This is a genomic window from Caballeronia sp. LZ043 (assembly GCF_031451075.1).
GTDB lineage: Bacteria > Pseudomonadota > Gammaproteobacteria > Burkholderiales > Burkholderiaceae > Caballeronia.
This window is the reverse complement of the sequence record NZ_JARUXT010000001.1, coordinates 2,212,241-2,224,525: the sequence shown is the minus strand read 5'-3', so window position 1 is coordinate 2,224,525 and position 12,285 is coordinate 2,212,241. Positions and strand designations below refer to the sequence as shown.

Annotated in this window: 12 protein-coding genes; 4 read left to right on the top strand and 8 right to left on the bottom strand. The window is 65.1% G+C overall.

The annotated features are described in order from the left end of the window. Positions 1-4: 4 nt before the first annotated feature. The 5 genes from QCE64_RS10080 to QCE64_RS10060 all read right to left on the bottom strand — a co-directional run bounded on the left by QCE64_RS10080 (position 5) and on the right by QCE64_RS10060 (position 4,614). The gene (locus QCE64_RS10080) at positions 5-262 is read right to left on the bottom strand and encodes a helix-turn-helix transcriptional regulator (protein WP_310003660.1); all 258 of its coding nucleotides are present in this window, start codon (positions 260-262) and stop codon (positions 5-7) included. 9 nt (positions 263-271) lie between these two features. Continuing rightward, positions 272-937 carry a cupin domain-containing protein gene (locus QCE64_RS10075; protein WP_310003659.1) on the bottom strand — a complete coding sequence of 222 codons (666 nt, stop codon included), beginning with the start codon at positions 935-937 and terminating at the stop codon, positions 272-274. A gap of 94 nt (positions 938-1,031) precedes the next feature. Then, positions 1,032-2,045 carry a LysR family transcriptional regulator gene (locus QCE64_RS10070; RefSeq protein WP_309918184.1) on the bottom strand — a complete coding sequence of 338 codons (1,014 nt, stop codon included), beginning with the start codon at positions 2,043-2,045 and terminating at the stop codon, positions 1,032-1,034. Positions 2,046-2,295: 250 nt separating this feature from the next. After that, a complete protein-coding gene (locus QCE64_RS10065) occupies positions 2,296-2,955 on the bottom strand; it encodes a 2-hydroxychromene-2-carboxylate isomerase (RefSeq protein ID WP_309930810.1) in 660 nt (219 codons plus the stop codon). A gap of 135 nt (positions 2,956-3,090) precedes the next feature. Then, on the bottom strand, positions 3,091-4,614 hold the full coding sequence (locus QCE64_RS10060; protein WP_310003658.1) for a TAXI family TRAP transporter solute-binding subunit: 1,524 nt from the start codon (positions 4,612-4,614) through the stop codon (positions 3,091-3,093). A 607-nt stretch (positions 4,615-5,221) separates the two neighbouring features. Here QCE64_RS10060 and QCE64_RS10055 point away from each other — a divergent pair. Further along, positions 5,222-5,578, top strand: a complete 357-nt coding sequence (locus QCE64_RS10055; RefSeq protein WP_309918174.1) for a BON domain-containing protein — start codon at positions 5,222-5,224, stop codon at positions 5,576-5,578. A gap of 257 nt (positions 5,579-5,835) precedes the next feature. Then, positions 5,836-7,962 (top strand): 3-hydroxybutyrate oligomer hydrolase family protein, encoded by a 2,127-nt coding sequence (locus tag QCE64_RS10050; protein WP_310003657.1) that lies wholly within the window; start codon positions 5,836-5,838, stop codon positions 7,960-7,962. Here the strand turns inward: QCE64_RS10050 and QCE64_RS10045 are convergent. Together QCE64_RS10045 and QCE64_RS10040 are read right to left on the bottom strand one after the other, a co-directional pair. After that, positions 7,946-8,686, bottom strand: a complete 741-nt coding sequence (locus QCE64_RS10045) for a DUF2242 domain-containing protein (protein ID WP_404987315.1) — start codon at positions 8,684-8,686, stop codon at positions 7,946-7,948. The two genes, QCE64_RS10050 and QCE64_RS10045, sit on opposite strands and share 17 nt — an antisense overlap. A 215-nt stretch (positions 8,687-8,901) precedes the next feature. Continuing rightward, positions 8,902-9,240 (bottom strand): DUF4148 domain-containing protein, encoded by a 339-nt coding sequence (locus tag QCE64_RS10040; protein WP_309918168.1) that lies wholly within the window; start codon positions 9,238-9,240, stop codon positions 8,902-8,904. A gap of 463 nt (positions 9,241-9,703) precedes the next feature. Between QCE64_RS10040 and QCE64_RS10035 the strand changes: the two genes are divergently transcribed. Together QCE64_RS10035 and groL are read left to right on the top strand one after the other, a co-directional pair. After that, positions 9,704-9,994 carry a co-chaperone GroES gene (locus tag QCE64_RS10035; protein ID WP_006999126.1) on the top strand — a complete coding sequence of 97 codons (291 nt, stop codon included), beginning with the start codon at positions 9,704-9,706 and terminating at the stop codon, positions 9,992-9,994. Positions 9,995-10,089: 95 nt separating this feature from the next. Continuing rightward, on the top strand, positions 10,090-11,730 hold the full coding sequence (gene groL / locus QCE64_RS10030) for a chaperonin GroEL (RefSeq protein WP_309809566.1): 1,641 nt from the start codon (positions 10,090-10,092) through the stop codon (positions 11,728-11,730). 120 nt (positions 11,731-11,850) lie between these two features. On the opposite strand, the gene QCE64_RS10025 is transcribed toward groL, so the two are convergent. Further along, complete coding sequence (locus QCE64_RS10025; RefSeq protein ID WP_309918166.1) at positions 11,851-12,282, bottom strand: hypothetical protein; 432 nt, start codon at positions 12,280-12,282, stop codon at positions 11,851-11,853. Between the last annotated feature and the right edge of the window lie 3 nt (positions 12,283-12,285).

The following is a 12,285-nucleotide window of genomic DNA, read 5'->3' as shown; positions in this document are numbered from 1 at the left end:
ACGCTCAAGTAATGCCGTTGGCCTGCCGGAAGCGTCCCGGCGCCACGCCGTAGAGTTCCTTGAAACGCTTGCTGAAGGCGGCCTCTGACTGATAGCCGACATCCGCCGCGACGTCCGCAATGCTTTTGCGGGTCCGTGTCAGCATCGTGCTCGCAAGCTGCATGCGGACGTGGCTCAGCAACGCCAGCGGCGAGCTCTCCGAATGCGCGGAGAAGGCGCGCATGAAGGTGGCGCGCGACATCGCCGCTTCCCTGGCCAGCATCTCCAGTGTTCAGGGCTCGGCGGGGCGCTCCAGCATCGCGATGATCGATGCTCCGAGCCGCCGGTTCGACAGCAGGCCGAGCACGCCCGCGAGCGACGGCTGGCTGGCCAGCCACGCGCGCAGCACCATCGTGAAGAGTGCGGTGGAGAGTGCCGTGACGATCGACGGCGCGCCCAGTTGTGCATCCTCGGCTTCGCGCCGCATGGTCTGCACGAGCGGATCGAGATAGGGCGCGGACGTGCGCGAGAACGACACATGCACGACGTCCGGCAGGACATCGACGAGCAAGGCGCGCGGTGCGTACAGGAAGCGGCCGCACAGCAGGTCGACCGCCGGATCGCGCTCGCTGCAATTGCTCTTCACGATCACTGCGCCGTTGTGGCGCTTCTCCACCTCCCCATGAGCTTCAATACGCAAGGCGCCGGCAGCGCGCGCCTCGATGCTCAGCACGTGCGCGTCGCCGCGCGGCAGGACGAAGATATCGCCGGCGCGCAGTTCGAGCGGCGCGTGACCCGGACGCAGGACCGCGCAGGCCCCGTCCAGCACGACGTGATAAACCGCTTCGCCCGCCGGCGCGGGCGCGTGATCGAGTTCGAGCGGTCCGCTCAGCAGGCAGCGCAGATCGAGCGCGCCGGACAGATTCGCCAGCTGGATCAGTTTGTCGAGAGCATCCATGGGAACGGTCGGGGTCGGACGGAGGGCGGCGATTCGCTTCGGATACTACCGAAAGTCCAGCCGCCGCGCCGCCCGCGCGCTCGCTTCGGCAGTTTTACTTCGCCAGTTCGCCGAGTTCGGCGCTGTCGTCCGTACCGGATGCGTCGGGTGTGTCGGGCGCGCTGAACGCGGTCGCCGCGCCTTTCCTGCCCGTGAGGGAGGCGGACACCGTCGAAATCAGGGTGCGCAGCCACGCGACATCGGTGGGTTGATCGGGTTGCGGCAGCGACAGCTGGTAGCACTTGATGCGCGGAAACGGCACCGGCGATTCGAGCACGGCGAGCGGCAGCATCGACGCATAGTGCTGCGCGAAGCGGCGCGGCGCCGTGAAGATCAGGTCTGACTGCAGCAGCACCTGCGGCACCAGGCCGAAGTAGGGGATCGTCGTGACGATGCGCCGCTCGATGCCCGCCCGCGCCAGTCCGATGTCGATCGGATGCCGCCGGCCGCCGCTGTACGGCGTGGGCGCGAGATGCGCGGCGCGTGCATAGCGGTCGATGGTGAGCGGCTCGCGGGCGAGCGGATGGTTCGCGCGCATCAGGCAGACGAAGACGTCGGAGAACAGGTCGCGGCGTTCGAAGCGCGGCTCGGGCTTGGTCCAGTTCGCGACCATCACGTCGATCTCGCCCTGGTCGAGCATGCGCTCGTGATCGCGCATCGGATTCAGGGACTCGATCTCCAGCCGGGCGTGCGGCGCCGCGTCGCGAAAGGCGGCGACGAGCGTCGGCATGAAGAAGTCGTTCAGGTAGTCGGGGGCGGCGAGGCGGAAGGTGCGGCGCGAACTGGCCGGATCGAAGTCGCCGTGCGGGGTCGCGACGAATTCCACTTCGCGCAGCGCCCGCTGGGCCGGCGCCAGCAGCGACTCGCCGTATTCGGTCGGCACCATGCCCTGCTTGCCGCGCACCAGGATCGGGTCGTTCAGGATCTCGCGCAGGCGGCGCAGCGCCGTGCTGATAGCCGGCTGGGTCTGGTTCAGCCGCTGCGCTGTTTGCGTGACGCTGCGCTCCTGCAACAAGGTGCGCAGCACGCGGATGAGCCAGATATCGAGGGAGTCGGCGGGTTCGTTCATGATCGGGCGATGGGTTCGGTCAGGCCGAGAACGCGCGTCCGTCAGTGTTCGTGTGCGTCCGCGCGCCGCGCGCGACGCTGCCCGGACGTCCGGAAACGCCCAGGTCACCGATATGTCACGCAGCCTGTTCCGAAGTAAACCGCTTATCCCTTTTTGACGCCATAGCGGGAGCGCTATTTATGAGATAGGCGCCGGCGCGGTTCGTCGCGTACGGACGCCTTCCCGGTATTTCGAGCCTCATCCAGTCGCGTCAGGCGAAATCGGCGTCCCGTGGCGCGGTCGGCAAGGCACTGATGCGCTTCACCTCCTTGCCGTCCAGCCAGTTCGGCGACCGCGCGACATACAGCACCATCGGCAGCGTGTCCTCGCCCCAGAAGATCTGCTCGTTGACGAGGAAGGTCGGCACCCCGAACACGCCCATCTGGACCGCCCGGTCATTGTTGTCGCGCAGCTTCGCCTTGATGTCCTCGTCTTCCACGCGCGCCACCGCGTCCGGCATGCCGACGTGCTCGCACAGTCCGCGAAAGCCGTCCCTGGTGGCGGGATCGCGCCCTTCGCGCCAGATGTAGCGGAAGATCTCCCGCACGCAGTTGATCTCGCCGTTCGCCAACACTGCGAGCCGCAGCGCCTTGGCGGGATCGAACGGATGGGCGGGAGGCATCTTGAAGGGAATGCCCAGTTGCTCCGCCCGGAACAGCGCATGGCGGTAGGTGAAGACGCGCTTGGAGGGAATCGTCGCGGCGTGCGGCTGGCCCCAGCGTTCGAGCAGCGTCATCAACTGGACGGGCACGAGTTCGAAGGGCATGTCGGGCCATTTCTCGTGCTGCTCGAGCAGCAGGTACGAAAACGGCGAAATGAAATCGAAGAAAAAGTACGGCTGACTGGAATTGCTCGAAAGCGGGGCACTCATGTTGCCTCTCCCTGATTTTCCCTGGCGGTCCCACGCGGCGGACACCCGGGCTGCGTCTGTTATTCGTCGTGCGCGGCGTCCAGCCCGGTTGGCGAGAGCGGAACGGCGCGCTTTGCAACGTCGCTGCTATCGATATTATGTGCTGCGCGGCCCGGTGTCTGCCTGCGTTGCGATGGCCGGGGAATCGGCCTGCGCCACGTCGCCTTCGGGGCTGCCGTCCTTCGCGTCGCCTGCCCCACTGCCGGGCGCCGCCGCCGGTGCATTCGCCAGCCGCTGCCGCACGAAACCGATGTGCTCGCGCAGCACATAGAACTGATCCGCGAAGGCGAGCGGCATCTTCATCCGGTTCACGGCGGTTTCGATCGCGTCGATACGGTCGAGCAACGCATCCCGCTGCGCGAGGTCGGGACCGTTGATCGCTTCCCGCTCTATCGCAATGAGCGCGCCATACCAGCGGTAGATGCGCGATTTCACCCGCCACCGGTACAGCCCCGGCACCAGCCGCAGGCCTGGAATCAGGACCACGATCAGCGGCACCAGCAGCCACACCGCGCGGTCCGCGAGACTGGCGAGCCAGAACGGCAGCGAGCGGTACAGAAAGCTCTTGCCCGATTTGTAATAACGCTCGGCGTTGTCGCTGATGCGGAATTCGTGGACGAGCGGCGCCGGAAACTCGTTCGCGCGTTGCAAGAGATTCGCGCGGCCATGCACTTCGCGCGCCGCCTCGATCAGCAGATCCGACAAGGCCGGATGCAGGCTGTCGCGCGCGACCAGTTCGGCTGTCGGCGCGATCATGTGCACCGGGCGCGGCGGCAGGTTGCGCGCGAAGTCGAACGCGCCCATCGGCAGCTGGATCTCGGTGAGATAGGGGAAGCGGCGCGCATAGGCGTCGGCCTGGGCGAAATCCATGAAGCGGATGCCGGGCGTGCGCAGGAGCTTGGCCATTGTCGGCGGCTGGGCGGAATCGCCCGCGAGGAAGACGGCGTCGACGCGCCCGGCTTCGAGCGCCTGCGCGGCTTCGTCGCCGGCGAGCGGCAGCAGTTCCGTGTCGCCGCCCGGTTCGATGCCGTTCGCCTTCAGCAGCGTGAGCGCCAGCACGCGCGAGCCGCTGCCCTCCGCGCCGATCGCCAGGCGCTTGCCCTTCAGCTCGGACAGCCGGTTGACGACCGTCGGGCTGCGGTAGAACACCGCGAGCGGCACGTACGACACGCTGCCGAGCGATTCCAGGTTGTCGTGCGTCTCGCCCGGCTTGGTCAGGCCGCCCTGCACGAAGCCGACATCGACCTTCGAATCGGGGGCTTCCAGGCGCGTCAGGTTGTCGAGCGAGCCCTGGGTTTCCAGCACGTTCAGCGTGACGCGGTTGCGCGCGAGAATCGTCTTGTACTTCTGCGCGGCGTTCCAGAACGAACTGCCCTTCGGGCCGGCCGCGAGGGTCAGCGTGTTCGGCGGCGCGGGCTGGATCAGCCGGACGGCCAGGTAGAGCGCGGCGGCGCAGACCAGCAGGATGGGCCCGAAGGTGAGCGCCAGGTCGCGCCAGGAGATCGCCACGAAGCGGGCGACGATTTTCGGCTGCGGCCGCCGCCGCTGGGGCGCGTCCGGTTCGCCGCCCGGTTCGCCGCCCGGATTGCCGCGCGGATCGGGGCCTGTGGATTGAGTCATTTGATGAGTGATCGTGAAACTTCGTGCAAGCGAGCTTACCCGATCGCACCGCGGCTTCCTCTGCGCAGGTTCCGAAAGCACCGGCCTGACGTCGCGGATTGCCGGAAACGGGCGGCGCTTCCTGGCGTGCCCTCATGAACGCCGACTGTGACATCGATGTGTCTTCGCCGCCGCCGATGTTGCTCGCACGGGCCGCGTCGTTAAATGTTTTGCGCTAATGGCCGCGCTGGGCTAAATTGACGATCGCCGCCGCATGTCAGGAGCCTCGCGCGCCGCTGCCCGCAGTTTGGGCCGCAGCGTCAGGTTGAGCCGCGCAACGCAGTATCGCGCCATGTGTCAGGACATATTCGAGCCGACGGGCATGCCACCCGATCAACCGGCCACTAATTGTTTCGTTCGCCAGCCTCTCGCAGCACCGTGAGCCGCATCTGCCGGCTTGCCTCCGCCATGCCCTCAAGCCGTTCAGCGCTTCGGGCGAAGCGCGTGGTCACGGGGCAACCGCTCGATGTCGTAGCCAGCCGCCAGCAAGCGCGGCCCGGATTTGAAGTGCAAAACGAGCGAAGTAGCAAACTGTGCGAAGTCAACAAGCGAAACAAAAGGAGAAACCATGAAAGCAGTTGATCTCTTGAAGGCGCTGGGCGTGGTGCTGTGCGTGACCATTGCCTCGAGCGCCTATGCCCAGTCGAGCGACACGTCGGCTGCGCCGACCAAGGCGCAGAAGTCCGCGGTCAAGAAGGAAGACCGCAAGCTCGGCTACGCGGTGCGCCGCGCGCTGTCCAAGGCGCAAGGCTTCGATGTCTCCAACGTCTTCGTACGCGCCCGCGGCGGCGCGGTGACGCTGACCGGCACGGTGCCGGAAGGCGGCCAGATCGCCCAGGCGGAAGAAGTGGCGAAGGGCGTCCAGGGCGTCACATCGGTGAGCAACAAGATCACCCTCGGCGTCCAGAACGGCGGCGGAGGCTGATCCGGGACGCAGGCGGCAGACTTCGGGCGGCGTCGCACCGCCGCCCGGTCTGACGCCATCGCCATGCAACGGGCTCCGGCTTGATCGCCGGAGCCCGTTGTCGTTTACGCCGGGTGTGTCTCTTCCGGCCCGTCGCGTTGCAGACAGGGAAACTCAGCAGCGACTGTTTTCAGCTTCCGCGTGATACTGACGGATCGAAAGCGAAGCGTAGCGTGTTCTGAAACAAGGCGTGAAGCACAACAATACGGGAGACGAAAATGAAGCGATTCGCACGTTTTCAGTGTTCGGGAACTTGGCCACGCACGGCTGTGATCGCGCTGCTGGCAGCCGCGACGCTCGCTGCCTGCCACGGCGGCGATGACGACAACGGCGGCGGCCCGGCGAACAACAGCGTGCCGAAATTCGTCTCCGGCGCGATCAAGTCACAAACCTACGACGGCCAGTCCGACGATCTGCTGACCGCCGGCCTCGGCAAGACCGGGCTCGCTGCGGCGACCGCGCCTTCGATTGCCAACCCGGCGTCGCCGAGCGCCGCCGACCTGCGGCGCCTCGCCATCTGGTCGAATTACCGCGCGCTCGTCGACATGTCGGCGAACGGCGGCTACGGGCGTTTCTGGGGGCCGAATGTCGACCTGAACGGCAACGACACGCTCGGCGAAGGCAAGATCGCGGGCAAGGAATACCTCGCGTTCGCCGACGACGGCAGCGGCACGCAGAACGTTTCGTTGATGGTCCAGGTGCCGGCGAGCTTCAATCCCGACCAGCCGTGCATCGTGACGGCGACGTCGTCGGGATCGCGCGGCGTGTATGGCGCGATCTCGGCGGCGGGCGAGTGGGGCCTGAAGCGCGGCTGCGCGGTGGCCTATACCGACAAGGGCAGCGGCAACGGCGCGCACGAACTGGCGAGCAACCTCGTCACGCGCATCGACGGCACGCTCGTCAATGCCGATTTCGCCGGCACCAGCGCGATCTTCAAGGCGAATGCAAGCGCGTCCGCCATCGCATCGTTCAACTCGGCCTTCCCGAACCGCTACGCCTACAAGCACGCGCATTCACAGCAGAATCCCGAGAAGGACTGGGGCGCGAATACCCTGCAGGCGATCCAGTTCGCTTACTGGGCGCTCAACGACATGTTCGGGCCACTGAACGGTTCGAACCATCAGGTGCGCTATGGCAAGGGCAGCATCACGACCATCGCCGCATCGGTGAGCAACGGCGGCGGCGCGGCGCTGGCGGCAGCCGAGCAGGATACCGACGGCTGGATCACCGCGGTCGTCGTCGGCGAGCCGCAGATCAATCTGAACCTGCCGTCGCAGGTGTCGGTGCGGCAGGGCGGCCTGCCGGTCGGCTCGTTCGGCCGGCCGCTTGCCGACTACATGACGCTCGCCAACCTGCTGCAGCCGTGCGCCGCGCTTGCCCCCGCCGCGGCCGGCGCGCCGTACCTGACGACGCTGCCGCTCGCCACGACCACGGCGATCCGCACCGCGCGCTGCGCGTCGCTGGCGGCGGGCGGACTGATCTCGGGCGCCACGACGATCGCCCAGGCCAACAGCGCGCTCGACCAGCTGCACCAGGCCGGCTACGAAACTGATTCCGATACCTTGCAGGCGCCGATGTGGGATTCGCAGGCGGTGCCGGCGGTGGCGGTCACGTATGCCGACGCCTACATGAAGGCGAGCGTGCTCGACAACCTGTGCAACTTCAGCTTCGGCACGACCAACGCGGTGAGCGGCGCGGCGGGCGTGGCGCCGCTGGTGTCGCCGATGCTCACGGTCTTCGGCAACGGCAATGGCGTGCCGCCGACCAACGGGATCAACCTGGTCTACAACGTGGGGACGAGCGGCGCGGCGGATCATCGCTTTGCCACGCCCGACGCGAGTTATGCGGGCGCGGCCTGCCTGCGCTCGCTGTGGACCATCGGCAACGCGACGATGGCGGCCAGCGTGAATGCGATCCGCGTGAACGCGAACCTGCGCGGCAAGCCGGCGATCATCGTGCAGGGACGCGCGGATGCGCTGGTGCCGATCAACCATGCCGGTCGGCCGTATCTGGGCGCGAATCGCGTGGCGGAGGGCAACAAGAGCCAGCTGTCGCTGTACGAGATCACCAACGGCCAGCATTTCGACGCATTCCTGAGCGTCGCGGGCTTCGACACGCGCTTCATTCCGGTCCACTACTACAACATTCAGGCGCTGAACCTGATGTGGAATCATCTGAAGAACAACGCGACGCTGCCGCCTTCGCAAGTGGTGCGGACGGTGGCGCGTGGCGGCACGGCGGGCTCGGCGCCCGCGCTCACGACCGCAAACCTGCCGGCGATCGCCGCCGATCCCGGCGCCAATGCGATCAGCGTGTCGGGCGGCGCGGTCAACGTGCCGAACTGACGGGCGCCGCTGCTGCCGACGACGCCTGTGAAGCGCTCGCCGCGACCGCCTCCGAAGTCGGGATGGCGGTGGCGGCGGCGGGCGTCTGCACGACGATCGGCGTGGGCGTGAGGTCCGGCGAGTTCACGATCAGCGAGGGCGCGAGGGGCTTGCTCTTCACCTCGTCGGCGGCGACGGGCGCGCTGCGCGGCACCGTGTTCAGATAGTGGCTCATCAGGTTGAAGAAGCGATCGTAGAACTTGCCGGCGGGCACCGTTTCGCTCGAGATCTTGACCATCGCGTCGCTGTTCGAGCGGATCGGCAGCGACAGCGAACCGAGCACGCTCAGTCCCACGCTCGCCGACGTATCGCTTTTCTTGAGCGCATAGCCGTCCTGGACGGCGTTCACATACGCGATGCTCTGATTCGTCGCGTTTTCCCCCGGCGTGCAGACCACATGAAACGACACCACGACGTGGGTTTCGGCGCTCGGCTGGAAATTCTTGGTGGCGTCGACGGTATCGGGCTGGCCCATGGTCGTCAGGAAACCTTGCGAGAGCAGGGCGCGGCGCGCGGCCTCGCAGGTTTCGTTGACGGTGGCGTCGTAGTTGCGCGCGAACGGGCTCGCGCCGGTGTTGAACAGCTCCTGCTGGTAACTGGGGGTGGTGGCCGAGCGGCCTCCGCAAGCGGTGAGGGCAATCAAACCAAGGAGAACGAGACTTGAGCGCAGCGACGGCATGGACATAAAGCGGCGGATCCGGAGTGTGGGTCAACGGCAGAGACAAATTGTAGTGCCGTCGGATTGGACGATGAAAAAACGCGGTCTGCAACCCTCGTCCGATCCGTGACTGACAGCGTGATGAACCGGCGTGCGCTTGAGGTTCATCGGAAGGCGCAAAACCCGGCGCGGGGCCGGGTTGTCTGCTGCTGGCGCTGCCGCTTATGCTGCGGCCAGCCGGATTACGGACGATTGAAATCGACCGGATTGGCGGCTTCTGGACGCACGACGCGATCCAGGAAGTTCAGCCGATGCGCATGGCCTGCCGCAGAGGCGCCTTCAGCGGCGCCGCCGAAGGCGCTTGCATTGGGCTGGCTGGCGCCGACCCGGGCTTCCGCAGCCTGGATGTCGGCCGGATAGGTGGTTTGATCGCCGACCGGGTTATAGCCGGCGCGCTCGAGCTGGACCAGTTCGGCACGCACCTGGGCACGGGTGACGGGACCGTCTTCGCGGGCCTGGGCAAAACCGGGAGCGGCCAGGACGGCAACGATGGCAAGGGCGGGAACGATGGACTTCAACATGACGACCTCCGAATCTTGATTGGGGAAACGATGCGGCAGTAAGTGGTGGTGCTGCTTGCTGTTGCTTCGTCGGTGAAGGCAGTCTAGTTCGCGGCGATCTAGGTAAAAACCCTGATTCGGATAAATCAGAATTCTTCAATCGACATTAATCGATTCAATCGGGGTCTGAGGTCTCATAGGACACGTGCTGATTTCACGCCTGCAAATGCGGGCCTCCGGTGAACCTTTTCCTCGCGGACCCGGTCAAGACGAATCCGTGCGGTTCTCGCCAACTGGCCGGCAAATTCGAAAAAATTTCACCGCTACGGGATTACCCGCCGTCCCCATCCTTGAAATTGTCAAATCCGGTCCATATAATTGGCACTCACCGCACGCGAGTGCTAACAAGTTTGCCGTTCCGCGGGCATTGCCTTGCAGGACGGGTTTTCCAGCGATTTCAGTCTCAATCAAGAGAGGAGTGTGTATGAACCTTCGTCCTTTGCACGATCGCGTCATCGTCAAGCGTCTGGATCAGGAAACCAAGACCGCATCGGGCATCGTGATCCCGGAAGCCGCGGCAGAAAAGCCGGATCAAGGCGAAGTCCTGGCCATCGGCCCGGGCAAGCGCGATGACAAGGGCGCGCAAATCGCCCTCGACGTGAAGGTCGGTGACCGCGTGCTGTTCGGCAAGTACGCCGGCCAGACCGTCAAGGTGGACGGGCAGGAACTGCTCGTCATGCGCGAAGAAGACATCATGGCCGTCCTGGTCAAGTAAGCATCCTTCCTGCACGTCTGGCTTCGCCCTTTGCAGCAGCCCCTCGGGCGCGCATGGCGAAGCCGGAAAACTGAATCGAATCAAGGAGTCTTGATATGGCAGCTAAAGAAGTTACTTTTGGCGATTCCGCACGCGCCAAGATGGTCGAAGGCGTGAACATCCTGGCCAACGCGGTCAAGGTCACGCTGGGTCCGAAGGGTCGCAATGTCGTGCTCGAGCGTTCGTTCGGCGGCCCGACGGTCACCAAGGACGGTGTCTCGGTCGCGAAGGAAATCGAACTGAAGGACAAGCTCCAGAACATGGGCGCGCAAATGGTCAAGGAAGTGGCTTCCAAGACCAGCGACAACGCCGGCGACGGCACCACGACCGCTACGGTCCTGGCGCAATCCATCGTCCGTGAAGGCATGAAGTACGTTGCCTCGGGCATGAACCCGATGGACCTGAAGCGCGGCATCGACAAGGCCGTTGCTGCCGCCATCGAAGAACTGCGCAAGATCAGCAAGCCTTGCACGACCAACAAGGAAATCGCGCAAGTCGGCTCGATCTCGGCGAACAGCGACACCTCCATCGGTGACCGCATCGCTGAAGCCATGGACAAGGTCGGCAAGGAAGGCGTCATCACCGTCGAAGACGGCAAGTCGCTGGAAGACGAACTCGACGTCGTCGAAGGCATGCAGTTCGACCGCGGCTACCTGTCGCCGTACTTCATCAACAACCCGGACAAGCAAGTCGCCGTCCTCGAAAACCCGTTCGTGCTGCTGCACGACAAGAAGGTTTCGAACATCCGTGACCTGCTGCCGGTGCTGGAACAAGTCGCGAAGGCTGGCCGTCCGCTGCTGATCATCGCTGAAGACGTCGAAGGCGAAGCGCTCGCTACGCTGGTCGTCAACAACATCCGCGGCATCCTGAAGACCGTTGCTGTCAAGGCTCCGGGCTTCGGCGACCGTCGCAAGGCCATGCTGGAAGACATCGCGATCCTGACCGGCGGTCAAGTCGTCGCGGAAGAAACCGGCCTGACGCTCGAAAAGGCAACGCTGGCTGAACTGGGCCAGGCGAAGCGCATCGAAGTGGGCAAGGAAAACACGACGATCATCGACGGCGCTGGCGAAGCCGTGAACATCGAAGCGCGCGTGAAGCAAGTGCGCAAGCAGATCGAAGAAGCGACGTCGGACTACGACCGTGAAAAGCTGCAAGAGCGCGTGGCCAAGCTGGCCGGCGGTGTTGCAGTGATCAAGGTCGGCGCTGCGACCGAAGTCGAAATGAAGGAAAAGAAGGCACGTGTTGAAGACGCACTGCACGCAACCCGTGCAGCTGTGGAAGAAGGCATCGTGGCGGGCGGCGGTGTGGCGCTGATTCGTGCACGTCGTGCGATCGACGGCCTGAAGGGTGCGAACGCCGACCAGGACGCCGGTATCAAGATCGTTCTGCGTGCAATGGAAGAACCGCTGCGCCAGATCGTGACGAACGGCGGCGAAGAAGCGTCGGTCGTGGTGGCAGCGGTTGCTCAAGGTTCGGGCAACTACGGCTACAACGCTGCAACGGGCGAGTACGGCGACCTGGTTGAAGCCGGTGTCGTGGACCCGACGAAGGTCACGCGTACGGCGCTGCAAAACGCGGCATCGGTGGCAGGCCTGCTGCTGACGACCGACGCAGCCGTTGCCGAACTGCCGAAGGAAGATGCTCCGATGCCTGGCGGCATGCCCGGCGGCATGGGCGGCATGGGCATGGACATGTAAATCTGGCTTCACGCCGGACTACATGGGCGCGAGTCTCGAAAGGGACTCGCGTCATGTCAGAAAAAAACCTGCAGCGATGCAGGTTTTTTTTTTCGTCCGCCTTTTCCTGACACGACACGCCTACTTGTTCATGTCGTCGCGCAGCTTCTGCGCCGCGGCCTTGTAGTCGTAGGTCGGATAGAACTCCGTGCGATATCCGCCCCACGCGGTACTCTCTATCGCGCGATTCACCTCGCGCAGCCGGTCGGCCGGCACGCGCAGCGTTACCACCTGGCCGATGCCCATCATCACGTACCACGACACCACTTCCACGCCCGGCGGCGGGAACTGCTTGAAGTAGCCCTGTTCCTTGAGTTGCTGATTGATCTGCGGAAGCGTCTTCGATTCATCGTGCTTGAGGAAGATCGTCAGCAGGAAAGTGCCGTCGCCGGCGGGTGTGGCGGCGGGTGGCGGCGCTGCGTTCTGCGCTTGCGCGGGAACGCAGAGGCCAAGCAGACCAGCCAGCAGCGCGGCTTCCAGTAAGCGAGTGAGTCGTCCTGCCGGCTTGTGCATCGC

Excerpts from the sequence above, each read along its gene's own strand:
- QCE64_RS10080 (WP_310003660.1), bottom strand. The coding sequence starts at position 262 with ATGCTGGCCAGGGAAGCGGCGATGTCGCGCGCCACCTTCATGCGCGCC.
- QCE64_RS10075 (WP_310003659.1), bottom strand. The coding sequence starts at position 937 with ATGGATGCTCTCGACAAACTGATCCAGCTGGCGAATCTGTCCGGCGCG.
- QCE64_RS10070 (WP_309918184.1), bottom strand. The coding sequence starts at position 2,045 with ATGAACGAACCCGCCGACTCCCTCGATATCTGGCTCATCCGCGTGCTG.
- QCE64_RS10065 (WP_309930810.1), bottom strand. The coding sequence starts at position 2,955 with ATGAGTGCCCCGCTTTCGAGCAATTCCAGTCAGCCGTACTTTTTCTTC.
- QCE64_RS10060 (WP_310003658.1), bottom strand. The coding sequence starts at position 4,614 with ATGACTCAATCCACAGGCCCCGATCCGCGCGGCAATCCGGGCGGCGAA.
- QCE64_RS10055 (WP_309918174.1), top strand. The coding sequence starts at position 5,222 with ATGAAAGCAGTTGATCTCTTGAAGGCGCTGGGCGTGGTGCTGTGCGTG.
- QCE64_RS10050 (WP_310003657.1), top strand. The coding sequence starts at position 5,836 with ATGAAGCGATTCGCACGTTTTCAGTGTTCGGGAACTTGGCCACGCACG.
- QCE64_RS10045 (WP_404987315.1), bottom strand. The coding sequence starts at position 8,686 with ATGTCCATGCCGTCGCTGCGCTCAAGTCTCGTTCTCCTTGGTTTGATT.
- QCE64_RS10040 (WP_309918168.1), bottom strand. The coding sequence starts at position 9,240 with ATGTTGAAGTCCATCGTTCCCGCCCTTGCCATCGTTGCCGTCCTGGCC.
- QCE64_RS10035 (WP_006999126.1), top strand. The coding sequence starts at position 9,704 with ATGAACCTTCGTCCTTTGCACGATCGCGTCATCGTCAAGCGTCTGGAT.
- groL (WP_309809566.1), top strand. The coding sequence starts at position 10,090 with ATGGCAGCTAAAGAAGTTACTTTTGGCGATTCCGCACGCGCCAAGATG.
- QCE64_RS10025 (WP_309918166.1), bottom strand. The coding sequence starts at position 12,282 with ATGCACAAGCCGGCAGGACGACTCACTCGCTTACTGGAAGCCGCGCTG.